Origin of the sequence: Vibrio sp. RW (assembly GCF_027587105.1) — a bacterium.
Lineage (GTDB): Bacteria > Pseudomonadota > Gammaproteobacteria > Enterobacterales > Vibrionaceae > Vibrio > Vibrio toranzoniae.
This window is the reverse complement of sequence record NZ_JAPPTM010000029.1, coordinates 12,199-37,100: the sequence shown is the minus strand read 5'-3', so window position 1 is coordinate 37,100 and position 24,902 is coordinate 12,199. Positions and strand designations below refer to the sequence as shown.

20 protein-coding genes are annotated in these 24,902 nt (G+C 41.0%); 8 read left to right on the top strand and 12 right to left on the bottom strand.

Annotated features, from left to right (window positions below):
- From OCT63_RS18355 to OCT63_RS18330, 6 genes are all read right to left on the bottom strand, one after another.
- Positions 1–1,644 (bottom strand): hypothetical protein, encoded by a 1,644-nt coding sequence (locus tag OCT63_RS18355; RefSeq protein ID WP_269984264.1) that lies wholly within the window; start codon positions 1,642–1,644, stop codon positions 1–3.
- Positions 1,641–2,294, bottom strand: a complete 654-nt coding sequence (locus OCT63_RS18350; RefSeq protein ID WP_269984263.1) for a TcpQ domain-containing protein — start codon at positions 2,292–2,294, stop codon at positions 1,641–1,643. The genes OCT63_RS18355 and OCT63_RS18350 overlap by 4 nt, the downstream gene beginning before the upstream one ends.
- Before the next feature lie 352 nt (positions 2,295–2,646).
- Positions 2,647–3,792, bottom strand: coding sequence for an ATPase, T2SS/T4P/T4SS family (locus OCT63_RS18345; protein WP_269984262.1), 1,146 nt, complete (start codon positions 3,790–3,792; stop codon positions 2,647–2,649).
- A complete protein-coding gene (locus tag OCT63_RS18340; protein ID WP_269984261.1) occupies positions 3,793–4,719 on the bottom strand; it encodes a type IV secretory system conjugative DNA transfer family protein in 927 nt (308 codons plus the stop codon). It abuts the gene before it with no gap.
- Entirely contained in the window at positions 4,716–5,243 is a 528-nt protein-coding gene (locus tag OCT63_RS18335) for a hypothetical protein (RefSeq protein ID WP_269984260.1), read from the bottom strand. Before OCT63_RS18335 ends, OCT63_RS18340 begins: the two co-directional genes overlap by 4 nt.
- Positions 5,236–5,757: a hypothetical protein gene (locus OCT63_RS18330; RefSeq protein ID WP_269984259.1), complete on the bottom strand. Its 522-nt coding sequence runs from the start codon at positions 5,755–5,757 to the stop codon at positions 5,236–5,238. Before OCT63_RS18330 ends, OCT63_RS18335 begins: the two co-directional genes overlap by 8 nt.
- A 342-nt stretch (positions 5,758–6,099) precedes the next feature.
- Between OCT63_RS18330 and OCT63_RS18325 the strand changes: the two genes are divergently transcribed.
- Positions 6,100–6,594 (top strand): hypothetical protein, encoded by a 495-nt coding sequence (locus OCT63_RS18325; protein WP_269984258.1) that lies wholly within the window; start codon positions 6,100–6,102, stop codon positions 6,592–6,594.
- On the opposite strand, the gene OCT63_RS18320 is transcribed toward OCT63_RS18325, so the two are convergent.
- Together OCT63_RS18320 and OCT63_RS18315 are read right to left on the bottom strand one after the other, a co-directional pair.
- Positions 6,591–7,016, bottom strand: coding sequence for a hypothetical protein (locus tag OCT63_RS18320; protein WP_269984257.1), 426 nt, complete (start codon positions 7,014–7,016; stop codon positions 6,591–6,593). The genes OCT63_RS18325 and OCT63_RS18320 overlap by 4 nt on opposite strands.
- 2 nt (positions 7,017–7,018) lie before the next feature.
- Entirely contained in the window at positions 7,019–7,399 is a 381-nt protein-coding gene (locus OCT63_RS18315) for a hypothetical protein (protein WP_269984256.1), read from the bottom strand.
- 130 nt (positions 7,400–7,529) lie between these two features.
- Between OCT63_RS18315 and OCT63_RS18310 the strand changes: the two genes are divergently transcribed.
- Both OCT63_RS18310 and OCT63_RS18305 read left to right on the top strand, forming a co-directional pair.
- A complete protein-coding gene (locus OCT63_RS18310) occupies positions 7,530–7,787 on the top strand; it encodes a hypothetical protein (RefSeq protein WP_269984255.1) in 258 nt (85 codons plus the stop codon).
- On the top strand, positions 7,787–8,248 hold the full coding sequence (locus tag OCT63_RS18305; RefSeq protein ID WP_269984254.1) for a hypothetical protein: 462 nt from the start codon (positions 7,787–7,789) through the stop codon (positions 8,246–8,248). The genes OCT63_RS18310 and OCT63_RS18305 overlap by 1 nt, the downstream gene beginning before the upstream one ends.
- On the opposite strand, the gene OCT63_RS18300 is transcribed toward OCT63_RS18305, so the two are convergent.
- Complete coding sequence (locus OCT63_RS18300) at positions 8,232–9,437, bottom strand: tyrosine-type recombinase/integrase (RefSeq protein WP_269984253.1); 1,206 nt, start codon at positions 9,435–9,437, stop codon at positions 8,232–8,234. The genes OCT63_RS18305 and OCT63_RS18300 overlap by 17 nt on opposite strands.
- 681 nt (positions 9,438–10,118) lie before the next feature.
- Between OCT63_RS18300 and OCT63_RS18295 the strand changes: the two genes are divergently transcribed.
- From OCT63_RS18295 to OCT63_RS18275, 5 genes are all read left to right on the top strand, one after another.
- Positions 10,119–14,081: a toxin-antitoxin system YwqK family antitoxin gene (locus OCT63_RS18295; RefSeq protein ID WP_269984252.1), complete on the top strand. Its 3,963-nt coding sequence runs from the start codon at positions 10,119–10,121 to the stop codon at positions 14,079–14,081.
- 275 nt (positions 14,082–14,356) lie between these two features.
- Positions 14,357–15,763 (top strand): IS66 family transposase, encoded by a 1,407-nt coding sequence (gene tnpC, locus OCT63_RS18290; protein WP_038224876.1) that lies wholly within the window; start codon positions 14,357–14,359, stop codon positions 15,761–15,763.
- A 685-nt stretch (positions 15,764–16,448) separates the two neighbouring features.
- Positions 16,449–20,318: a toxin-antitoxin system YwqK family antitoxin gene (locus OCT63_RS18285; protein WP_269984251.1), complete on the top strand. Its 3,870-nt coding sequence runs from the start codon at positions 16,449–16,451 to the stop codon at positions 20,316–20,318.
- Positions 20,319–20,536: 218 nt separating this feature from the next.
- Complete coding sequence (locus OCT63_RS18280) at positions 20,537–21,520, top strand: hypothetical protein (RefSeq protein WP_269984250.1); 984 nt, start codon at positions 20,537–20,539, stop codon at positions 21,518–21,520.
- Between the two features lie 242 nt (positions 21,521–21,762).
- Positions 21,763–22,971, top strand: coding sequence for a hypothetical protein (locus OCT63_RS18275; RefSeq protein WP_269984249.1), 1,209 nt, complete (start codon positions 21,763–21,765; stop codon positions 22,969–22,971).
- Positions 22,972–23,052: 81 nt separating this feature from the next.
- Here the strand turns inward: OCT63_RS18275 and OCT63_RS18270 are convergent, their stop codons facing one another.
- From OCT63_RS18270 to OCT63_RS18260, 3 genes are all read right to left on the bottom strand, one after another.
- Positions 23,053–23,790, bottom strand: a complete 738-nt coding sequence (locus OCT63_RS18270; protein ID WP_269984248.1) for an excalibur calcium-binding domain-containing protein — start codon at positions 23,788–23,790, stop codon at positions 23,053–23,055.
- 76 nt (positions 23,791–23,866) lie between these two features.
- On the bottom strand, positions 23,867–24,403 hold the full coding sequence (locus OCT63_RS18265; RefSeq protein WP_269984247.1) for a hypothetical protein: 537 nt from the start codon (positions 24,401–24,403) through the stop codon (positions 23,867–23,869).
- A 59-nt stretch (positions 24,404–24,462) separates the two neighbouring features.
- Positions 24,463–24,897: a hypothetical protein gene (locus OCT63_RS18260; protein ID WP_269984246.1), complete on the bottom strand. Its 435-nt coding sequence runs from the start codon at positions 24,895–24,897 to the stop codon at positions 24,463–24,465.
- Positions 24,898–24,902 lie beyond the last annotated feature (5 nt).

Genomic DNA, 24,902 nt, shown 5'->3' with positions numbered 1-24,902 from the left:
TTACACCTTCTCAATATGAGGCGTAACAACAATCAACATGACTGCTCGTTGACTTTCTTTTGAATCGTTACCCCCAAGCCACCAGAACATGTCACCTAACATTGAATTGTTTTGACTATTATCAACTACTTGCTCGAACCCAGTCATCAGTACTGACTCTCCAACACGAACATGACGAGCGCTAACCATTGCAGAAACAGTTCTATCGGTTAATTGAAGTTTTGTGTCGCCCACTTCCAGAGGGTCTAATGCGTTTAGTGAACTTATGTCTGACACAATTCGGATCCCAATCGTGCCGTCAGAATTAACTTTAGGGCTCGCGAACATCACGATACCGTTTGTAGTGGTATCAGTTGTAGCGGATGTAGTGACAACATCACCAGATACACTTTGATCTATCTTGTCTGCATAACCTTTTTCTCTGACGTATTGGATTGGAACAATGTCGTTGTTCGGTACTGTGGCGTCAATTGTCTTCTTAAGAGATAATGCTTTAGTGCCTTCTAGAGCTCGGAGGGCCATTTCAGTGCCTTTTAAAGAACCCCCACCAATTTTAAAGCCGAAGGAACCCAAATTTGATGTGTCGCCAATTGGGATACCCTCAAAATCAACCTCTACATTGCCACTCTGATACTTGATCGTTTGTTCTATTCCATAGTTCGAAGAGTCAGTTGTTATTAACTCCCACAATTCAATACGAAGACGAATCATTTTCCCTGCTATTGAATTTGACTGTTTTACAAACGCTTCAATGAGGTCAAGTTTTACAGGTGTGTCTGTAACTGCTACTAAACTCAATGCGGGAAGAACTTCTACTTTAGCGCCTTCAGTAGCAACAGCTTTAATGCCAGAGAGCAATTGATCTAGTGGTTTTCCTAAGTCTCTTTCAAAGGTGTAATTATGTGAACTAGCTGTCGAGGAAGAAGTCCCAGCGCCATCCTGACCACCCGACGTGGATGAATTGATACTGGAATTCAGTTTTGTACTAGAGGCATATTGGTCGATACGAAGATAACGTGTATCAGTACGGTAGAACGTTACACGGCCATCATCTGTGTAACGCCACCAAAGATTGGTCTTAGCGGCAATACTGTCAAGAAGTTGCTTAAATGCAACATGCTTTTCATGTCTCAATGACATTGTTATGCCGGTACCGCTAAGCAACCCAGATGAATTTGTATTTGTATAAACGCTCGCTATGTCAAGACTGTCACCTGACGAATCACTAGTCCCTGATGAATCACTACCGCCGTTTGATGTACCTTTGAGGTACTCAATTGCATCCGATGAAAATGAGATATTTACCCCGTAAGGGCTATATATGTTGTTCAAATAGTCGATAACTTCGGATAGAGGCTTAGAGTTGAAGTTTTTGAATCTTGTGGGACTTGAAAATAGTTCAGGTAGATTGGCTTCTTTTTTGAATTTAAATGGCTTCCCAAGGATTACATAACTGTCATCTTCAGAATAGACACTTTGATTGACTCCCTCTTTTAACTGGTTGTCTAGTATCACGTCCATTGCGGCATCAGACTGAGCTTTGACAATTTCATTTTGTGCACCACCCGGCATAGTACAACCAATAAGCGTATTTGTTGCTAGCAACGCTAGAGTCATTCGAAGTAAAAACTTTATTTTGATCATTTCTGGCTCACCTTCTCTGTTGAGCCACCCGGTAGTATACGAGCCGCTCCAATTTCTGGGCTGTAGCTGACCCAAAGGGGTGCTTCAGACTTTAAAGTACCTTGAAGTACTCGATCTAGAACGCCACCCTTACCAGTTAGATCACCAACGAGTACCGAATTAGAAAGCACTGGAAAATCGTCTTCAGCGCTCCAGATAATTTCAATATCTGATTGTTGATTCCACGCTAAAAGATTCTTTCTCAATGAAAGCTTTGAAGATAAAACCCAGAGGTTTGGGTTTCGTGTTTGTAGGTGAGTTAACTGTTCTCGGCTTTTTGATGCAGCGATTACTCGATCTTGTTCGTTTACTGCAAAATAGATCCCTTGGTTAAGCTTTTGAAGCTTCATAATTGCAGTACGCCAATTAACTGCAGGTTCCCAATAAATTTGATGATTGGATACACCAGGACCTAAATTTACACGCCAGCCTTTTGGAGCCAACCCATTGAGAAGCTCATGTGCTGGCAAAGAGTGATTGAAATTTGACGCAGTACTTGTAAACGAGTCATTTAATCCATGGTATGAATCAGACTCCAGTTCACTAAAGACAACACCAGCATAGGTGTATGTAGACAGTAGAACTGTTGAAATAAATAAAAGCGACTTCATAAATAATCCTTTATTAGTTTCAATCAATATACGACATTTGTATTTAATAAACAATAAACCATTTAAACGCGATTTGTTGGTTTCCACATGTACTTGCGATTCAAAGGATGTGTATTTCCGCGGTTAAACTTTGAAAGTACATGAATGCAAAACTCCTTTGGGCTTCGATCCGTTAGAACCAATAAGCTCATACAGAACATATAGACCGCAAGAAATATTAGGTATTCTTTACTGAACAATAAGGGTAAGGCGAGTAAAGGCAGGATTGCAGTTGAGTCCATGATAAAGAACAGAGCGCGTTTCATGGCATCTTGGACCGTACGCCTTTTCAGGGATTGGTTAGTTTCCATTATTATCTTACCTCTAGGAACAATGACTCAGGCCCGATAATCCCGTTCTGGTATAACTTTTCTAGCTGTTGTTTGAACGTTTGACCTCGTTCTTCAAGGTAGTTTCTGATTGCGGAAGACATTTCTTTGTTACTTTTAGCATTTAAGAGCTTTATTCGCAGGTCATCATCTAAATAGACAATTTCTCTTATCGCAATTCTCTCTCCATCAGTCGTCACTACAAGCAGTTGAGCGACCAAAACAGACAATGAGTTAATAAATCCTTCTAGCACTGTTTGCTGGTCTTCTCCTGTGGCCATATTGTAAATCCGCGAGATTGCACTTTCACAGGAATTTGAGTGCAATGTAGCCATCAAAAAGTGACCTGTATTAGCGAAATTTAATGCGTAAATGATCCCGGATTTAACACGGATCTCACCTTGAACCAAAATATTTGGTCTTAGTCGAAGGGCGGCTTTAAGACCGCTTTCGAATGATAAGACATCGGAGTCATTCTCTAATGTGCCCACCTCATGAACAGAAACACTATTCCCTTTTGCTTTGTTTATTTTCTCATAGTTGATCTCAGGGGGGTCTTCGAAGATTACAATGTGTTTACCATTAGATTTGGTTTCGAGTACTGACACGATAATTCCAGCCATGGTCGTTGTTTTACCCGTACCAGTGCCGCCGATAAATAATGCTATCCCTTTTCTACTATTTTGTACGATGCTCACTAGGTCCCGTTCGATGTCAAGCTGCTCGGCATTCTCTGGTACATCAGGGTTAAGTCGACACACCATTTTGAAAGTTTTGCCATACATCATGGACCTCGATGTCAAAGCAGCAACTCTAAAACTTCGGATATTGGTAGGGTCAGAAGGGTTCTTAGCGATATGTGAAAAGTATATTGGCTCCGAGGCAATACAATTTGACACGAGTGCTTCCCTGCTACCAAGTAAGAATATTAGAAATTGTTTACAGGCTTCAGGTTGTAATTTGATCTTGGTGATTTCATGTATAACTCCTTTGACATCGATACGGATTGGGTAATCGAAATCAATCATCAAGTCACTGGCGTTGTGGTGTATTGTGTGCCAAATTACTTTATTAAAGTCATCTTTAGTCAGTTCTTGTGAGATCAAAACTGGCTCAATTTTTTCGGTCATTTATTTCTCCAAGTATGTAATTGCATCTTCAACATCTTGGTTGGTTAACTGCCCTGTCGCTATTAAACTCGACAAAGCCTTCCTAATAGATCCTCTTGGTGTAGTTATAATTGGTGAATAGTAGTCATCACTGTTTCCTAGCCATGAAGCCTTCCCATCGAGGGATACGTACTGTGTTCCGAGACCCATTTGGTCACCTTGTATAGAAACACCAACGTTCTCGATAACCATCATTGGCTTATCAATTTTATTTGACTCCACCAAGTTTACGTATCTAACCATGCCTGATGCTGTTTTAAACCCCCTAATTGCTCTACTGCGCATCTCTACAACTGCTTGCTCTTCGCACATGTCCCAACCTTCAGACAAGGCAATTTCATACTGATCTTGCTCATAAGAATTATTTGGAAGTAATTCAGGGATAGGTTCATTGACAGAAAGTTTATTTTCTTCGTAAAGAAAATCAGTCCAACTTGGCTTCCTAAGTACAGGCTTCGGTTGTGACTTTAAGCGATATACAATGTCATCTGTTCTAATGAGGGATGACTCGTCGTTATGTGAGATACTTGCATGACTTTCAATGATGTCAACTACGCCTGGTACGATGTACTTTGCTTCACCAGAGCTTAGGTCTGCTGCGGCATTTACTATTGATTCAAATGGAAGCAATTCTTGCCACAACTGACTCTTTTCTTCTGCAGCCTCCATTAGGATGTCCATTGTAGTAATGTATGCGTGAACGCAACCAAGCTCTTCGGCTTGTTCTGTTAGCAGATCCATACGGATTGCTTTTTCTTGGTCACCAGCTGAAACACTGACACCTTTAAGTTCCTTTAGTTCATTTAACGTTTTTACATTTGGAACTTCTGCACTGACTAGAGAAGTGAATAAAAATAAAGAAGCAACTATCGACTGTTTTGTGTTCATAGACTTGTCTCTAAATACTTAACGACGATAGTATTGATGCGAGTATCAACCAAGAGATCTATTTGAGCTCCTTTTTCAGCATCAATCATCTTAAGTGCATCATTGATTGGTTGATTGTTTAAGACCAAATTTATCCAAACACCACCTGGAGGTTTTGACCCGTAAACGAAAACACGATCTCTCCCTATCCCGACGAGGTCTGCGATACCTTTTGCGACAGTTTCTATCTCACATTCACAGTTCCAATCTACTCGACGGTCAAAACCGGGGAGTACAACGGTAGACATCATTCGTTCTTGTCTTCGTTGTTCACTTGTTTTATTTGCTTGAGCTTTTGCGCTCCGTGTTTTCGCCAATAGCCGTAATTCGTCCTGCAATTCAATTGCGTATGGTTCTAGCCCTGTGAAAGCACGTTCAACAACGCTAGGCTTTTCCATTTGTGAATAATCTTTAACTTCGTTTGATGCACACCCAGATAAGATCAATGGGAGTAATGCTGCAACTAACGCCACGGATTTATACATGATCACTCCTTTGAATGAGGTCAATGCACACCTTCTTTGCTTCTTTCAAGTAAGAGATATTTTGGGTCGCAATTTCTTGTGAGATGTCAGTGTGTAGATCAGGATGAAAATCTCTGACTTTTTTGTGAAATGCACGCCTAACACATGTTACTGAGGGTTTGTCGTTCCAATTCAAATCGAGAGCTGCTAATGCTCTAAAATGTTCAGGTTCTAAATTGAGCTTTTGTTGAGCGGTTTGTACTTTTACGGTGTCATGAGACGCAGCATGGTATTCTGGATTGTGTCTGAATTCCGCAGTCCCAGAAATACCTGCGCTGGCTATTTTGCTCCTGGCCGCTTCAAATTTTGCGGTTTTCGAAGACAGAGATTTTATGGCAATTGTCAAAACAATAAGTAAGGCAATACCGACAAGAGTCGCATAGACACTTGAACCTAAGAAGTAGTAACTAGCTGCTGTTCCCGATATGACAACGGCAATACCGCCAACGACCTTATCCTGAATATGCTTTATCATCTTAATGTTCATTTGATTAAACTTAGCCTTAATCTATGTCATTTTGGATGTAAAAACAATACCAAAGTTTACCTGGGAATTTAGGGTTTATTGGCATGACGGATGAAACAATAATCAGCGAATATCATCCTATAAATTACATTGTTACTTATATAATGGGGTATTTGTCGCATTTCTGATTTGTACATATAATAATCACGCCTGTATTCAGCGATCGGCGGTGAAAATCAATTTCGCATGCTTTATATTTAATATGAATTTTCACAACATGACTCTAACAACATTTGGTCACTAACAATAAAAATTACAGTATGATGACTTAGAACTAAATAAGGCTTAAAAATGGAATTAGCTAACTATAATCAACTAGCAAGTTCATTATTTGGATCACCTGAACTAGATAATGTAAACATATCGTATCTAGAAAACCGTATGGCGAACATGGAGTTGGTCACGCGACGTGGTTTAAGCGTGAACGCTATTCTTAACAAATCTGCTTTCTCACAAAGAAAGCATCACATCACAGACTCAGAAGCCCGCGTTATTGAGGCAGAACTGAAAGTTCATGAGGGGTGGCTAGATGATAATCACCATATTGAGCCAAGACGAACGTTACGTGATATTCGACAGACAAACCTGTCCAAACTAATTCTCGACCCTAAATACCGCGACAAAGCAAACCAGTTCTTGAAAGATATCCTTTCTACACAACAACCTAGTCAAGCATTGTACTTTCTACTGTACGAAGTTTCTTTTGAAGACCAATCATTCTATTTTCGTGCAATAGAAGAGCAACTTGATTTAACAACTTGTTTTCTTGATAACGAAAACATCTAACGACTCGGTCCGTCGCCACCCTTAGACTTAACTTCAATGTTGCGCCCAGTATCGATTCCAATTTTTGGATTTGGTGCTGGGTTTCTAAATACATTGGACTCTTTTGCTTTCAAAACACTTTCATGTACCAATTTAAAATTAAGTACGCTTAAGTTTCTGTTGTGGACTTTTTCCATTTGGTACACAACATTGTCTAAATCACGGATTGCATTTGGGTCAGCATTAAGATCTTTCAATAAGTTTGGCAGTTTATGGACCGGAAGGTTATCGAAGGTGGGACGAACTTCGTTAGGGATACATGCAGTTCTGATGGATAGAATAATGTTAACTAAGTCCTTATATGCATTAATTCGTGATTGTTCTTTAGCATTTTCTTTGGCAGAAAAGTCAACCAGCGAAGCCCGAATGTGTTCGATATCCATAATTATTTTTCTAAAACTCGTAATTGAATGAAGGCTAAGGGCTGATATGTACTTTGAATAACCGCCCTTTTAAACCATTGATTTACAATTGAATAATCAAAGTCATTCGAGATGAGTTTGGATGCATAAAAGTCACTTGGTTCTACTTTAGCCATTTTACAGACTTCATCATAGTCAAATAATGACAACTGATGTTTTTCGTATGCGCGCTCAACAGCTTTCAGAATTGAGTCTGTTGGTATGTCATCAGAACTTTCAATCGCACTGATAAGTTCACCGTCATATTCTAAAACAAAGTTTAGAAGATACACTGATACAGAACGTGCATATTCAGAAAGAGACGGAAACGATAAAATTGATGCAATGCGAATAGAGTCATTCATATAGGCGTTGTAAATATATTCTTGTTTAATGTAACAATATTAACTTAGTGTAACATATTAAGCATAGTAGAGTTTCGATAGATAAACCCAGTTTATAAATCTGAGGATTTAAATTGCGAGGGCAATAAAAATGGATAAAAGTACTCCATGGGCGCTTAACCTGCAAGATTCTAACCGAATTTTGGAAGATGATTCAGATAACAAGGCTGAATATCTTGAAGTCGATACAAGATTTGAGGAAAACCATGACTCAGAACATTTTGAGAACGATATCTACCTTAGTGATCTCCGCAATACTAACAACACAATTTCCAAGGACGGTGAACTAACCTCACACAATGCACAATCTGAACCACAGATATGCGTGCAAAGTCAAATGAACAGATAATGGTTAAGAGAGTTTTTCACCCTGATTCGCAAGTTAAATTATACAATAAGGGTAATTATAAAGCCGCTCTCATCCGGTTGGGGCATTGCGACCATAACCTAGTTACCGTTGTGATCGATATGTGCTTTCAACACTATGGTAATGCAAGTGATTGGAGAAACAAGGAAAGTGTCGCATTTAGTATTGAAGAGCTCATCATGTTTTATGGAGCATTTAAAGCCAAAAGAAAAGTCAAGATGACGCTAAAGTTTCATGCAATGACCAGTAATCCAGTTTCAATTGAAGTGTCAAATTCCGAACTTAAAATCGAATCAGGCCCACTAATTTTGGTTGGAAACTTAGCTAAGAAGGCGAAATTTATAGCTATGTGCGAAACGGCCCTGAGAATCTACGTTGAGCAAGCATTCCCTGATTGCGACTTCTCAGATTTCTTAGGCTTTATGGCTATGCATTCTGAATAGTAATATTTGAAGCTTCAAGATGCCCAGTTGCCCTTAAATAACGCATCACGGTTGCCATGTTTGTCCAGTCACCAATGGCCATCAACTCGGGCTCATTCATTCGATATAGAACTTTAGCATCTATCACTGCCCCAACTCGGCCTGAGTGGCCAGTCCAAAAGACACCAGTACCACGCAACTTTTTCCTCTCGCTATGGCTTGATGGTAGTTCTGGGTTGAGCGAGATGAATGCCCTCTCAAAAATGCGATCGATAGTTTCACCCGGCATGGGCAGTATGCCCTCCCTGAATGTGCCATTGTCCCGGATCCAACTAAAAATGTATGTGTTCGATTCACTGAGTTTAATCTTTGAATCGGGATTATCATTATGGCGATTGATAGCAATGTCCACCAGCTCAAGATATTCACCTAATATACGTGCATACTCTCCCACCACAGATTTTGAAATGGGTGCACTACTGGTCTTTGAAACCACCCTTCTAATGGTCACCACACCATTTTGGCTAGTGATATTCTTTCTTAGGATGGTGCCAACCTCCCCCTCACGAAGGCCCGTGCAATAGGCTATGATCATTACGCATAAGTCCCTAAGTCTTCTTATCCCAGTCTTCTCGTGTTCACACATCATGGGGATGAGTTTTTTTAGGTGTTCTTGACGAAAAGGTACGGCAACTTTCTGGACCACTGCAGCCTGGTTTTTTTCAGCCATGTCCCTTTTCAGACTTTTAAAGTGCACTCCAATCAAATTCCCTTTCATCGGATCCTCAAACCCCATTAACCGCAAAAACACCGACATGAGGTTTTTTCGGGCCATCAAAGTAGCAAACGACTTCTTTTCCTCTAATTGCATTTCAATGAACCAGTAGTAAAGCAAAGTTTCATCAACCGGAAACGGGTACTCAATATCGGTGCGTGCACAATACGATAAATACGATCTCAAAGTGGAGAAGAGGTTTCTTTGCGAATTCTCAGAAAGACCGCCACGATTTAATTCAAATTGACGCATGTTTTCTATGAGCTGATCCATATCTGCATAATTTGGATCTACTGTTCCAGTTAGATTTGGGATCTCAACCTTAAACCTAGATACTGTATCTTTATCGGCTTTGGCTTTAGCCTGCAGCTCCTTAATTCTGGATACGGTTTGGAGACTATATTTTTTAGGACTTATACTGATTTCGTTAGCCATACCTACCTCAGATTTAAAAAGTTACAACATCACTTTTTGGGTTGCGAACAAGTCGAACAATTCATGTTATAACTGTAATTATATCATGAATTTTGAAATCCTTCTGTATTGCACGAGTATTAGATGAAGAAGTGTCATTCCGCAATTCCTTGTCGGCGTTCGCCGTTAAGTGGTCGCTAAAAGAATTGACCATTGATGTATAAAATACAAGTGTGGTCTTCGACGGTTAGAACCTGTTTCTTTGCTCTAAAATAACCAAGCTACGAGTCAAAATTTGCGACCTTGTCATCGCTCGTTTCATTATCAGCGTACGCAAACCAAACTGTGCGATCAATTGTTCTGTTTCTTACAAGTCAGTTTGTCGAATTTTTATGTGAATGTTCCTTATCTCACTCAAACTTCTTCTATTTGTTGTGAAGATTGCTTGTTGTTTCATCCCTATTGAATGCCAGCACCCACCTGCACCTATAAATCACAACACGCTACATCGATTACTACTCAGTCGATAAATTTACCATAAACTAGCGTTATTCGTATCTTCCTTCGTATTATCAAGTTGAATTTAGATATTGATCAGATTTAATAGTGCCTTTGCACAAATAAAAAACACTAGGGGGTTGAGGCTCTATAATCCGGTTTGTAATATATGCCAACGCATTAATACAAACAGGATGTATATACATGGCTTATGCAAATAAACGTGTCCTATCTGCAGCCGTGGCAGCTATATTGCTGTCTGGTTGTGGTGGTGACAGTGGAAGCTCCAGTTCGACTGGTAATGATAGTGGCGGATCTGGTGGTAATGGAAGTGACGGTGGGACAACACCTACGGTTGGTGTCCATACTATTACGGGCTCTATTGTCGGTGGTGTAACGAATTTATCCATTGACGACGCTCTTAACTCTCTTTCTACACATTCTCAAGATGGCGTCACCTTTGAAATTGGTAAGTACAGCGATGGCGCAACGTATAGTTTGAATGTTGACAGCCCTGTCGGTAAAAAATGTATTGCTGATGCTCCAACAGGCGTAATTAATAGTGACTTGAATGTTGTGGTCACTTGTAATGATCATACTTATACACCCCAATCATTAGTCGTAACGAGCACTTTTGATAGAGATGGGGTTGCCTATATTCAGGTTGAACCTTCAGGTGCCATTTCTGCTCAGTCAGAACAAACTCAATACAATGTGATGGGCCGCGCTAAGAATACTGATGGCGCTTTCCAATTACTAGGTTCAGCAACACTCAACTCGTTTAACCAGCTCGTTATCGATAGCTTACCCTCTAATGCTGAACTGGAAATTTATGTTGTTCCTGACGGGGTTGAAGAGCCAGAGCCAGAATTGGTTAGCCTTGTAACGAATCCTCCAACTGAGTTCTATCCTGGCGTCATTCCTTCCTATATGTCCGACTTTCAGGACCTATTTCTAATTGAGTCGTACTATGACGACAAGAACGTTTTGAAGGTTAAATTCACCCCTAAAAACCTTGACTCAATGCCTGATGATTGGCATCAAGCATTAGAATCTGAACTTGCAGGCACCTATCTACATGGAAATGTTGATGATGCCATTGCAGAAGTCTTTCAGCTAACCGGCGTTAGTCCACAAGCACAAACACGAAGCCTTGGCCAAGCGCAATTTTTGGGTTCAATTAAAGAGGTGGTATTCGAGGCAATAGAACGTACGTTTGTTGAAATACGTGAGTTGGCCGACTTAGATTTTAGTTTCCGATTGAAATCCCACGATGGCGATGGCAAAGCTGCTTCAATATCTCCGTATAGCAGTAACCTCACTTGCGATTTTGAGAATGTTGATAATCCTTATGAGTCTGTTACTAACTTCAAGCTGCCGATGGTACCCACCATTCCGAAAAAAGAGTCTTCCTACGATATCTACGTAGAGGGTAAGTTAAAAATTAGAGACGGTGAGTACCTTCCTAATGACATGTACATCCATACAGAAGGCTATTACGCATCGCAATTGACCTATGGAATGAAGACCGCAAGAATCTATGATGGCGCACCAATCGCGGCTAGTTGTTATCCTGTCGTGGTTCGATTTCCAATTCCAATGCCATACTTCCCTACTGCAAAGGTAGGTAACTTTATTGTTCAAACTGGAGCAGAGCTCGTTTTTGGAAAAATTGAAGCTCGCGGTGAGTACTCGATTACTCGTGAATTTAGATACCCGTTTAAGACCACTATTGGCGTTAAGGATGGAGATGCACAACTATCCGGTGGCCTTGGTACCTTTAGCAATGAAATTGTTGCCTCGAAGTCCACTTTAGTTGGTAAGGCCGCAATTGAGTCTGGAATTGTAGCCAATGTCGGTATAGAACTTTCACCGGGATTAACCGCAAGTGTGGGTAAAGGTACTGAGTTCACGTTAGCAACAACAGGATTAAAGTTCGGTGCAAAGATTGCGGGTGAAGTTGAAGCTATTCAGCATGTGCTAGTGAACAATCAAGCGCTTTACTCCATGGAGAAGATCGAGCTTGGTTCGGGGCCTGTCGCTGAGGTTGAACTGAAGTTACCGCCACTACCTACATACAAACCTAAGAAACTAGATTGGGCTAAGCCGTACTTTAAACCTTGGAAGGACTGGGCTTTACCTAGCTACACAGCCAAAACCAATCAGGCCGATCTAGGGGCGATTGTTGTAGGTGACACTATCAATATAGGTTTAGACCTCAGTACAGCTGGCAGTGACACGAGCAAAATTGATTTTCAAAACATCCAATGGAACGCGGTACCAGCAGGCTCATTCGAATTTTCTGAATTTGGGCCTCAACGGCTGCGTACAACGGCGACACCAGTTGAAAACGACGCTGAAATACGCCAGATTGTCGTGACCATGTCTCATAAAGAAGGGTACGAGTTCTTAAACAAAAGCATTCTCATGAACCTTAATGTGACTTCTAAATCATGCCCAGATGAAGAGCAGTTCCTGAAAGAGGTCAATAGAACAAAAACAGACAATAATCGTGTTCACATCCGCCCAGCTGACGCCAGCGATCCAACACAAATTGGTAGTTGTACAATCAAATTATATGAGACTGCAGGTGACAATGAGTGGCTTGAAACAGAAGCATTCTACGAGTCAGGTTTTCTAGTAAACCGTGATTCTTATTACCAATCTGGTGTCATAAAGCAATCAGATACGTTTGAAATTATCTCGCTATCTACAGGGGCTAAGGTTGCTAACCCAACAAGGGCCATGGAGCAAAGTGAAGATGAACAAACTTTCACAATTTTCAACTATAGAAATGTGCTCAATGCTGATGGCAGTAAAGCGATTCGATTGCAAGAAGGCGTTCAAATCAACCAGCGTGGTGGGCTCTATACCGAATCTAACATTGGCAACATCAAAATCCCTGGCACTGATAATTATCAACAATTATTAGTAGGTACTCAAAAGAACATCTATGACGTAGGTCAGGAATCTGAATCACAAAGAATCAAGGAGTACGGTTTATCAGGGTTGGTATGTGACGATGGCGCAACCGTAGAGAAACTGCTTAGTGAGTCGTTTAGTAAGACTGATGGAACTAATACCACCTTGTTTACCTATGAGCAGTTTAATTGCCCAAGCGCTAGATATGCAGGTGTAGTCAATTATCTTTCTGAAAAAACAAGTCAATTCGCGTATTCAGATCCAAACGAAACATCTATCAGGATTGAAAGGTATCTTCCAATCTTCGATACGCTTCCGAGTGTAGAGGTTAGTCAATTTAATGGCCAACTTTCCTATTTAAGTGAAGAAATTAGAACGGACTATGTTGGGTCCACAGTTTCAAGGTTCGACTATGAACGTTATAAGCTATTGACACTTCCTGTCGGATCACCGTACACATCGCGCTCCTTTTATGGCTTCGACCATTTACTTGAGTACGATGGAGAAATGTACTTATCCCATACTGAGTTGAATAAATATTCAACACACGAAGATGATGGGGTTATTGATCGAATCTATGAGAGTTGGTTCGATGTTGCTGATTTTGAAGGTGCAAGTGTTATCGTTAAAACGCACCAGATTTACGAAGACAATGAAGCTGAATCTTACTATCTCACCACATTAGGTAAATATGAAAGAGAGGTTACTGAATACAGCGGTGATGTGATGGTGGATGACAGAGGCGAACATCACTTTGAACAAGCCATCAAAAAGTTTCAGTATGTCGATGAACAACATCAATTCGATAACGACAATGTAGAATTGGATGGCGAGACTTGGCGATTTGTAAGAATGCTTTTCGATTATGATGCTAGTTTCCACTATATCGATCATGGCCAATATGGTACCTACACTGCATTAGGTTCGAATGAGTTGTGTGAAAGCGGGACATACCAAAATGATGTAAGGGAAGGCTATTACTTCAAAGATGCGGGATGCAAATCGACAAATAGATTCAATGATGACCATTGGATCAAGGCCAACTACAGCAATGACCAATATCATGGCGAATATTCAGCAGGTCATCGGGATGGTTCTTCTAAAATCAAAGGCACATACATTAATGGCAAGATGCATGGATGGTGGAGTAACTACCAATATGGCAATTTGACCTCAAAGACTAAGTATGAGAATGGAAAACGGATTGACTCATGCTATGTAGGTAGCGAAAGTGATCCTTGTTAGCTAGCTTTCCTTTCTGCTCAAGCCTCGCACCCGCGAGGCTTTTTTGTCCACATTACTTACATAGAGTCACGGCTGTACATGAAACTTTATTCTCATGCGAATGAAATCTCACCCCAAAAACAATCTAGGCGATCTAAGCCGTTAACCAAGTCCAAGATAGCGAAGAGCAAGGGTAACTATTCACCCGCGAGGCCTTGACACTAAAGTTATGTGACCGAGTTAACTTGATCCCACATTCAACTTGAGTGATCTTTTTTCGGTGGCAACCTGGAGGTATGAATAAGAAAACATTACCACCTCCGCCAGATTTCGATTCGCCTGAAGAAGCGAAAGATATCATCCATTTTTTATGGAATAAGTTGGCTGAACTTGAAGACCGACTAAATCAAAATAGTCGAAACTCTTCTGTGCCATCATCACAGCAGCCTTTGCATAATAAAGCTAAGAATACTTCACCTAATCGGAAGAAATCAGGAAAAAAGCAAGGAGCTCAACCAGGTCATAAAGGCCATCGCCGACTGCTTCACCCCGTTGAAGACAGTGCCTCGGTTGAGCAATACTTACCAAACAAGACATGCCATTGCGGTGGCTGTGTTGTTCCAAATCGACATCCCTACAAACGACATCAAATCTTCGATTTGCCTGATATTTCGTACACACTTATTGAGCATCAAGTCTTTAAAGGCGAGTGCTCATGGTGTGGTGATAAGCATCAAGCGGAGCTTCCAGAGTATGTGCCTGATGTTCAAATGGGGCCAAATCTACATAGCTTTATCGGAATCCAAGCAACCCAGCACCACCAAAGCATAGGTAAAATACAATCTATGTTGAAAGACGTCTTCCAACTTAACTTCTCAACTGGTGCAATATCAGCGGCACAAGGGCGAGTCACGGAATACTTAGCCGATACGCATGCTCAAATCCATGAAACAGTCAAAGCATCTAAACTGATTATGGCTGATGAGACTTCGCATCAGCGCAATAAGGATAAAAGCTGGATGTGGGCCGCACTAAGCAATGATGTCGCCTTTTTCCAAATTAACAGCGGAAGAAGCCAACATGCAGCCAAACGACTACTTGGTGAAGCGGTTTTACACCTTTTAGTGACGGACCAATATTCTGCCTACAAATATATCGACGAATCTAAGCGGCAATTATGCTGGGCTCACATATTAAGGAACGTCATTGCAATCGAGGAGAGCGTTTGTCCTGAAAACCAAAAAATCGGAGAAAAACTCGCTTTAATCGCTCATAGCGTATTCAGGTGTCACCACCGGTATATCGAAGGAAAAGTTACCGAAAGCCAGTATTACCGCCGACTCCGGCGGTTACGAAAGAGTTGGCTTCATTGGCTCAAATTGGGCAGTTATCAATGCTCAAAACGATATCGAGGTAGATGTCGAAACCTCATCGCTGATGACACTATGGTCTGGCGTTTTATGGATGACTCCGAGTGCCCGTTAACAAACAACGCTGCAGAGCGAGTCCTGCGTAATTATATATTGATGAGAAAGTGCTGTTACGTGACTCGCTCATATCGAGGAGATCTGTTCCGTGAGCGAATGTTCTCACTGATAGAAACCGCCAAGCTTCAGAAAATCTCAGCTTATAAGTGGCTACGTAAAATCGTCGAGCACCATATGCTTAAAGAGGACTATCAGACGCCAGTATTCTTAGCATAAACCGACGTCAATAGCTCGCGGGTGAATAGTTACGAGCAAGGAACCAACATTCTCACCGAAAGAAAAAAATTCTTTAAATGGTTCTCTATCGGTATGCTGGTATTTGCGATTTGCTATACCCTTTTCTGAAGAAATTGTAGAACAAGTTTGAGATGGGCTGCTAATGGCAAATTTGTTTGTTATTGAGTTCGCAGGTGCTATTAACAATTAAAATACAATGGCTCGTGAGTATGTCCATGATTCTCCCCTCATTATTTAACACAGGGCCATTATGGAAAATGCAGTTGCATTGCATATTGCCTAACATGATGTTTTAGCTTAAACGAGATTCAAAGAGAATGATTGTATTGATGAACTTATAAGCCTATGTTTTGTATGGTTAAGTTTTAGGTCACATATATTTAATTGGGGCATACGCGCTAACCTTATTTGTCGCCCCTTGTCTATTTTTATTGAGACCTTTGTATTTTCAACAATTAGTTACCATTAACTAGCAGTTTTATGGATTTTTGAGCGAATTTCGCGCAAGCACTAAGTGTTTGTTTGCATTAGTACATATTTTTTTTCACTTATAAACATTAGTGCATTGTTAACATCAATAGAGGTTTGTAATATACGCGCCCATGCTTATATAAATGAGATGAATATAATGTACAAAAGTGGAACTCTCAGAGTATCCCTAATCATGACAACGATCATACTGGCAGGGTGTGGCGGGGACGGTGGCTCAAGCGGATCTGATAACGGAAATGAAGCTGCTGTAGGTGCTCATACCATTACTGGTACTATCGTTGGTGGCGATGTTAATTTGGCTATAGAAGACACACTTAATTCTTTATCTACTCACTCCGCGGATGGACGCTCTTTTGAAATTGGTAAGTATGCTGATGGGGCTAACTTTAGCTTGAGTGTTGATGCCCCTATAGGAAAGTCATGTGATATTGATACTCCAACCGGCATTATCAATGATGACCTAGATGTTGCCGTCATTTGCAACACTGATAATTATACCCCTCTATCTTTAACTGTTACTAGCTCATTCGATCGGGATGGCGTGGCATACATACAGGTTGAACCGGCTTCTACCATTTCTGCACAATCACAACTGACAATTTATAATGTTATGGGCCGTCAAAGACATACTGACGACGACTTTCAAATACTTGGTTCTGGTACACTGAACTCTTCAAATCAACTTGTCATTTCTGGCTTACCTTCAAACAGTGATTACGAAATTTTTGTTGTCGAGGATGGTGTCGATGAGCCAAATCCTGAGTTATCAAGTTTAGTTACTAACACGCCAACTGAATTCTATCCAGGTATAACCCCTTCATACATGTCAGACTTTCAAGATCTATTCTTTATCGAGTCTTACTATGATGAAAAGAACACTCTTAAGGTAAAGTTCACACCAAGAAACCTAAGCTCAATGCCCAATGATTGGCATGAATCTCTAGAGTCTGAGCTGCTCGGTACTTACTTACATGGTAATGTTGACAACGCAATCGCCGAAGTATTTCAGTTAACAGCTACCACCACGGCAGCTCAATCACAACGTCTTGGTCAAGCTCAGTTTGTAGGCTCAATTAAAGAGATGGTCTTTGAAGCTATTGAATACACGTTTGTAGAAATACGGGAGCTTGCAGATTTGGATTTTAGTTTCAGATTAAAGTCTAGTGATGTTGGCAAAGCGGCTTCTATTTCACCATTCAAAGGAGGGTTAAACTGTGAATTTACCCCTGCTGATAATCCGTATCAAAAGCTTCCTCAATTCAAACCACCAGCGGTTCCTTTAGTTCCACAAATAGATCCTTTGTACGATATATACGTTGAAGGTAAGCTGAAAATCCGTGACGGTGAGTATTTGCCAAATGACATGTACCTTCATATGGAAGGTTACTTAGCAACTCAAGTTACCTATGGTATCAAAGCAGCCGGGCTCTATGATGGCTACCCCGTCGCCGCTGGTTGCTTTCCAGTTGTATTCCGCAAGGCCATCCCTATGCCCTATTTCCCTGCAGCTAAAGTGGGCAACTTCTATGTTCAGAGTGGTGCAGAGCTTGTCTTCGGTAAGGTGGAATTTAGAGGGGAATACTCCATCACAAGAGAATTTAGATATCCATTCAAGACAACAATTGGCGTCAAAGATGGAGATCCTACGCTAAGTGGTAGATTAGGCTCATTTAAAAATGAAATTATCGGTTCTCAGGCTCAACTTGACGGTAAAGCAGAAATTGAATCGGGTATTGTAACTAATGTCGGACTTGAGCTTTCGCCAGGTTTAATAGTAAGTGCAGGGAAAGGTGCCGAAGTAACACTGATCACTACAGGTCTTAAGTTTGGAGGTAAAATTGCTGGTTCCTTTGAATCAAAGCTTCATGTGCTAGTAAATGATCAACCGCTTTATTCAATGGAGAAGATTGAAATTGGGTCTGGTCCTGTTGCTGAAATTGAAGCGAAGTACCCACCATTCCCAACCATTAAGCCCCACAAAAAAGACTGGGCAGAACCTTATTTCAAACCATGGGTTGACTGGTCTTTGCCTAGTTTCTCTCCAGAGACCAATCAAGCAGATCTCGGTGCAATTCAAGTTGGGGACAATATTGATATTTCCTTGCTACTCGGTAGTTCAGGCAGTGATCCAAGCAAAGTTGATTACGAAAATATTCAATGGAGGGCAATACCTGAAGGAACAATAGAGTTTTCTGAGTTCGGAGCAAATCGCTTAATGGCAAGGGCTATCCCTATAGAAGATGAGGCAGTTTTGCGCCAGATTGTGGTCACGATGTCTCATATTGATGGTTATGAACACCTAGATAAAAGTATAGTCATGAATTTATCCGTCAATTCTAAAGCCTGTCCAAGTGAAGAGCAGTTCTTGGCTGAAATAGGAAGAACAAAGACCGAGAATAATCGTGTTCACATTCGTCCTGCTGACGCAAGCGATCCAACTCAAATTGGCGAGTGTACAGTTAAACTCTATGAGTCAAACAGTCAAGGGGAATGGTTAGAAACTGAGGCTTCTTATGAAGAGGGCTTACTCGTAAATCGACACTCGCAATATCAATCAGGTATAGCTAGTCAATCTGATACATTTGAAATCATCCAGCTTTCTTCTGGATCAAAGAGTGCTTACCCTACAAAAACCTTGAAGCAGAGCGAAGATAAACAGACTCTCGAAGTTTCGAACTTCAGAAATGCTCTCAACTCTGAAAGCACTAAGGTTTTCAATTTACAGGAAGGCATTCAGATCTTACTCCGAGATGGTGTTTATAATGAATCTAATTTGGGCAATTTTCGCACTCCAGATTCTGATGGTTATCAACAAGTACGAGTCGGTACTCAGAAGCAAATCAGCGATATGGGTACAGAGCATGAGTATCGTAGTATTCATGAATTTGGTTTGAATGGACTGGTATGTGACGATGGCTTAACGGTTGAAAAATTAGATAGCCATACAATTACTAACGGCGCAGCCACAACAACGATGCTATATAAGCAATATGATTGTCCTAACGCTGAGTACAAGCATATTGTTAATTACCTCTCTGAACAGCGTCAGCACTTATATTTCAGGGATAACGAATCAAATGAGAAGACTACAAAATACCTGCCTGTGTTTGAAACACTATCGTCTCTAGAGAACATTCATTTTCTAGGTACTTCAAGCTATGTGAGTGAAGAGTTGAGCACGGACTTTGTTGGAACTGCAGTATCTAAGCATAGCTACGAACGTCATCAATTATTGAAAATTCCTGCTGGTTCTGAGTACGAATCTAGACCGTTTTATGGCTTTAAGCATATCATTGAAAAAGGTGAAGATTTGTTTCTAACGTACCCGGAAGTATCAAAATACTCACTCCATGATGATGCCGGTAATATTGAGATAATCCAAGAAGAATGGTTCGAAGTTAAGGAGCATGAAGGAAAACATGTTATTGTTAAATCACATGATATTAGAGAAAATAATTCACCAGAATCGAACTTTCTAATTCCTTTTGGTAAATACCAGAGAGAAGTAACCGAATATAGTGGCAATGTCGATATGGACGACCGTGGAACCTACCACTATATAGATGGATTACAAAGAAAACAGTACGTAGGTCTTGAGCATGAGTTTGAATTCGATAAGGCGATATTGGACGGTGCCACTTGGTCTTTCTACTCTATATTGTTCGATAAAGATGCTAGCTTTAATTATGTCGGACATGGCCCTTATGGCGCATATTCAACTCTGGGTTCACAAGACTTATGTCAAAGTGGTACATACGAAAACGGTTTAAGAGAAGGTGCCTACTTCCAAAAACCTGGCTGCTTTGCAAATGTCACCAATGACGGTGACGCTACCATACAATCAAACTTCAAAAACGACAAATTGCATGGTGACTATTATCGACGTGACGGTGACAATTCTGTCAAAGGCAGTTATAACGAGGGACAGCGACATGGTTGGTGGCGTTATTACTACAAAGGCAATCTGACTTCAAAAACCCTCTTTGATAACGGTAGGGACATTGATTTCTGCAACGTTGGCAGTGAATCCAAACCTTGCTAATCGCTACTCAATCTAAACCTCGCATTCGCGGGGTTTTTTTACAAATGCACCGCAACGCTCACATATGACACTTTGTTCACATTTTTTATCTGTCGAATCTTCCTTTTGTGTTCAAAGAATCTTTGAATAGCTATCTTGTCATTTATTCACATAGATTATATAGATTTTCATGTTTTAGTGATTTTTTAGGATAAAATTTCAATCAAAAGGACAATAAAGTGAAAGACTTTAGGGGTGAAATAGAAGGACTAGAAGTAAAGTATCGTGCTGGGAAAATCAGTATGGAGGACTACGTCAACAATCGTGATGAGATTCTCGCTGATTACCATAGTTTGCTGATGGGGAAAGAGAAGTGTGTTACAGAGCAATTTGATAGTGTAGGCGCTGCTATGATTGCTGTGGATGAGTATGCGAATTTCCTTTCTGAGAGCACAGTCGATGATGAAAAACGCATTAAGTTGACTACAGAAGCCAGAGAGTGGATTACATGGGCGTTTGACAGTAATGATCTGTTAGACGATGTTCTTCATGATGATAATCTTAAGGCCACGCCTACGCCAACAAACCCAGGAAAATACACGCCAAAGAAGCCTAAATTTGAAAAAAAATCTGGGCCTATTATATATTCTCACTCAACTAATAGCTCACCAGAAAAAAAATCCAAGCCATCTAATCCTTCAACCAAGTCAAAGGGAACGAAGAGCAAGGAGCCTACATTTTCAGCTAAAGAAAAAAAATTCTTTAAATGGTTCTCTATAGGAATGTTGGTATTTGCCATTTGCTATGCCTTCTCTGAAGAAATTGGTAACTTTCTAGAGTTAGTTGGCGGGATATTGGTGCTCGGGATCATTGGTTACATAATGAGTGGCGATGGTTCTCGTGATCTCGGGTATGGCAGTGTTTCCCAAAGTGCCATTTCCAACGCTAAAAGCGTAGTCGAACAAGCACGTAAAGATGTTAACGCATTTGATATTAATACAGACCCTGTTCAGCATAAGTTGGCCAGAGAACGGTTGGATAAGGCCAATGCTAAATTAGATGCACTTTACAACCAAGCGGATAAGGAAGAGCGTGCTGACAATGCAATCCGAAGTCAAATTGAATCTCTTGACTCAGACATTCACCATGCTGAAATGCGAGGGGATGATTCTCGTGCGATCAACCTCAGGCACCGTCGTGATAGTTTAAAAAAACAACTATAGCCTTGTATCTATGGGAGGGGTTTTGCTTCTCCCTTAACCTGCCTTTTGTCTCAGTCCTTAAGTTCTAATGTGCCCAACTCCGCTCTCATTTGCTATATCCACAAAATGTTGGCAATGACCCCCGTGTTCAGTCAGTTATATTTCGTACTCATAAGCAATGCTTGCCATTCAATGTTTTGACCACTTCCCCTTTAACCAAATAGCTATACAATGACTCGCATAGATATTGTAGGGGTTTGGTTTTGAAGGATAATTTCATTTTTATTTGTGCCGGTTTTGTGGGTGTTTTCCTTGGATTTTGCGTTTTTGGATTCCTAGGTGATCTTCTATTTTCCCATTGGGCAGAAAGTGGCTCTGTTACATTCGGAAACTGGGCTATGTGGACGGGGGCATTCTTTACTGCGGTTGCTGCAGGCGCAGCCATATACGCTGCTTTCGGCGCAGTGCGAACATTGAACTTTCTTAAAGACCAAGATGCAGCCACTAGAGCACACGATCAAAAGCGTTTTGAGCATGATGAAGCCATTTGGAGTGAGCAGAGAGTTATGCTTAAATTCCAGCAGTTCCGCGAGCATAAAGCCGACTTTGATTTAATGCTATCAAAGCTTGAGGCAACTCACTCAATTCGATTTAAAGATCGACTCTCTCTATATAAGAAGATTTTCCCCCAAAATTCTCATAGTAATACGGCGTACCAAGTCTTGTTAGAGGAGCCGAACGGAAGTCATCTTCCAAAAATAAAAGATTCAATGGAACATATCGCTGAGAGTTTGAGCCAGTTTTCCGTCCCTACTTCTTTTGACCACGATTTGTATAAGGAACTGCTTGTTCAATGTGAAAAGCATTTAGTTCAGTTAAGCTCGCTGCTAGGTGATCTTGATATCGCACTTGAAATCAATAATTCCTATGGCGACTTGTACGTAAACACCAATTCTTCTCAAGAACGCTATGTCTTATTGAATATCTTCGACTCGTTACAAACCCTCAATTCATTGTGGAATGTCGTTGAAGGCATATTGGATTTTTGCGGTTGCAAACTGACTGTCCCTAAGGTCATTGGAGATTATTGGGGCTACCAATATGCCATTGCTTACTATGGAATAGTCGAAAAAAATGGGCTTGCGCGAACGCATGGCCATGCTTTCAACAGGAATCTTGGGACCCTTTTTGACTACTATAAGATTACTATGTCTCCTGAATACAGTTCTAACCCTCATCTGAAAGTGTTTCGTGAACAATTCGCAAAATTTATCCGTAACCCTGATTTAAGCCACGCTTCAACGACTCACTGCCAAGAAATCTTGGATATCTTGGAAAAGGCAATCAGCAGTACGATCAGGTTTAACAAGGATCATGCTAACGAAGTTTTTGTTTTCAGTGAGTTTCTGACAGTTTTTAGCAACCAAACCAAACTTTTACGAGAAAATGCAGACGCAGACATAGATTTTTAATACAGTATGGCACATCAAAAGAAAAGCCCCAGCGTTAAACACTGGGGCTTCTTCTATTTTCTAAGCTTAAAAGCTACCTACTCACTCACACACAACGCCATCCTGGTCAGGATCTCGCATAAATTCGTATGCTATGTCGCCGCGACGCACCGGGGCAATGCCATGTGCCCTAGCCTCGCTGCAAGTAATTCGACCATTGTTATTGTCATCGTACAGCGTCAAAGCATCCACTTGTGTGGTCACAGGAGGTGATTGATCGACAGCAGTCACCTGACTTGCATCGTTGAACTGCATTTCAAAGTTATCACAATTGCTTATGATACTTTCCAAGCGAGTTGCTTCAGCTCGATCCACACTAAGACCGTATTTTTGTTTCACAAGGACGACACGCGCTGCAAACCAACACTTATTTCGCTCTGGTAGCCACTCTGCTGCGTCGTAACCACATTTACCGCCAATGTTACATCTATTTACTTTAGGGGCTGCTAGCGTCAAATTCAGAAGGTCTTGAGCAATGGCGGCACGTTTCTCCGGTGTTGCTTTACAGAGTCCAGAGTCGTGGGCTTCGCTTGTACTCACTATGTGCTCGATGTCGGTGGCACGGTCGTTTTCAAAATAGGTTCCGGTGTAAGGGCCATATACAACACCGCCCATCGACGCAACGATATCGTCCTCGACACTTTGCGAGTAGGGATATTGCTCTTTCTTGTCATATGGGCTGCAGCGAAATTCAGGTTCTACTGTCAGCCCTCTCCATTCTTCAGCTAATACTTTCCCAGATACAAGCGTCACAAATAGCATTAGCAAGTGACTTTTCATATTTCTATGCATAATACCCTAACCCCATCTTTATCTAATATGTTAGATATACATCAAAGCCATTTTAAATACAACTCTAAGGTTTCAGTTGATGGATATCATCATGGATAGCCAAATACACGATCGATTGGCCGGTTTTTATCGCCACAAACGCATTCGCCCTGTAATAGTGTGCTGCCGTGGCAATGAGTCGGTTCAGAGGGAAAACCGACGCAATATGCCCTTTTTCATTTCTATACACTCGTGGAGGTGTCATTCGACGCCAAGCCGTTGCTTTGGCCAATGCCTTCTTGCAGAAAAAGATCTTGTTCTCCGTAAGCTCAGGCATGTTGATTCTGTGGCCATACTCCTTCAAGCCCAGGACAGTTGAACGTTCCACCAGCATGGTTTGCGGGTCTTGTTCAACTAGGTGATATGGCATGACCAAAAGGTTCGAACCAATTGCGTAAGTACCTATTAGACTTGCGTTAATCACCTTTTCAGACAAAATATTATCGATAACTAAGTCATAAGTGCTGGATACACCTTTCACCCTGAACTGATGCTTGTTTAGAAACTGCTGGAACTCTAAGTTGGCTTTTTCCAACTTACCTATAGTGTCATTTATATTCATATTCGAATTTTCATCCGTGAATAACTAGCTTTATGAAAAGTTGCTAGTTTATGGTAAGTTTAGTGTAAAAGTATCGACCCTTCACGATACAGTTTTTTACACTCTTCTATCTCCATTGCGAGTTCATTTCTTATTGTTGTGTTAAATGAAGTGATCATTGCTTCCATGTTATCTATGAGCAAAGCTGCCAAGTCCTCTCTTAATTCATACACGATGGATTGCGTTATGCCTTCGTTGTTTAAAGCCGTGTTAAAGCAGATCTTACCCTGATAAAATAAGTATTCATTGAACCAGTGCAGTTCCATTTCACCTTCTTCGTTTCCTTGCAAGGCAAGCTCAAAATATGCATTACCGGTATGCATTATCAATCGCAGGTACCTTCCCTCTCCTAATGGAATCTCATTTGCTACGATTTTGATGTTCTGCTGGCGTAATGTCGTAAACAGTGGATATGAATCGGTTTCGACAAGCTCTAGCTCATCCAGACGCAACACATCAA

What these genes read in the sequence shown, in the direction of transcription:
- OCT63_RS18355 (WP_269984264.1), bottom strand. Translation starts at nt 1,644, where the DNA reads ATGATCAAAATAAAGTTTTTACTTCGAATGACTCTAGCGTTGCTAGCA.
- OCT63_RS18350 (WP_269984263.1), bottom strand. Translation starts at nt 2,294, where the DNA reads ATGAAGTCGCTTTTATTTATTTCAACAGTTCTACTGTCTACATACACC.
- OCT63_RS18345 (WP_269984262.1), bottom strand. Translation starts at nt 3,792, where the DNA reads ATGACCGAAAAAATTGAGCCAGTTTTGATCTCACAAGAACTGACTAAA.
- OCT63_RS18340 (WP_269984261.1), bottom strand. Translation starts at nt 4,719, where the DNA reads ATGAACACAAAACAGTCGATAGTTGCTTCTTTATTTTTATTCACTTCT.
- OCT63_RS18335 (WP_269984260.1), bottom strand. Translation starts at nt 5,243, where the DNA reads ATGTATAAATCCGTGGCGTTAGTTGCAGCATTACTCCCATTGATCTTA.
- OCT63_RS18330 (WP_269984259.1), bottom strand. Translation starts at nt 5,757, where the DNA reads ATGATAAAGCATATTCAGGATAAGGTCGTTGGCGGTATTGCCGTTGTC.
- OCT63_RS18325 (WP_269984258.1), top strand. Translation starts at nt 6,100, where the DNA reads ATGGAATTAGCTAACTATAATCAACTAGCAAGTTCATTATTTGGATCA.
- OCT63_RS18320 (WP_269984257.1), bottom strand. Translation starts at nt 7,016, where the DNA reads ATGGATATCGAACACATTCGGGCTTCGCTGGTTGACTTTTCTGCCAAA.
- OCT63_RS18315 (WP_269984256.1), bottom strand. Translation starts at nt 7,399, where the DNA reads ATGAATGACTCTATTCGCATTGCATCAATTTTATCGTTTCCGTCTCTT.
- OCT63_RS18310 (WP_269984255.1), top strand. Translation starts at nt 7,530, where the DNA reads ATGGATAAAAGTACTCCATGGGCGCTTAACCTGCAAGATTCTAACCGA.
- OCT63_RS18305 (WP_269984254.1), top strand. Translation starts at nt 7,787, where the DNA reads ATGGTTAAGAGAGTTTTTCACCCTGATTCGCAAGTTAAATTATACAAT.
- OCT63_RS18300 (WP_269984253.1), bottom strand. Translation starts at nt 9,437, where the DNA reads ATGGCTAACGAAATCAGTATAAGTCCTAAAAAATATAGTCTCCAAACC.
- OCT63_RS18295 (WP_269984252.1), top strand. Translation starts at nt 10,119, where the DNA reads ATGGCTTATGCAAATAAACGTGTCCTATCTGCAGCCGTGGCAGCTATA.
- tnpC (WP_038224876.1), top strand. Translation starts at nt 14,357, where the DNA reads ATGAATAAGAAAACATTACCACCTCCGCCAGATTTCGATTCGCCTGAA.
- OCT63_RS18285 (WP_269984251.1), top strand. Translation starts at nt 16,449, where the DNA reads ATGACAACGATCATACTGGCAGGGTGTGGCGGGGACGGTGGCTCAAGC.
- OCT63_RS18270 (WP_269984248.1), bottom strand. Translation starts at nt 23,790, where the DNA reads ATGAAAAGTCACTTGCTAATGCTATTTGTGACGCTTGTATCTGGGAAA.
- OCT63_RS18265 (WP_269984247.1), bottom strand. Translation starts at nt 24,403, where the DNA reads ATGAATATAAATGACACTATAGGTAAGTTGGAAAAAGCCAACTTAGAG.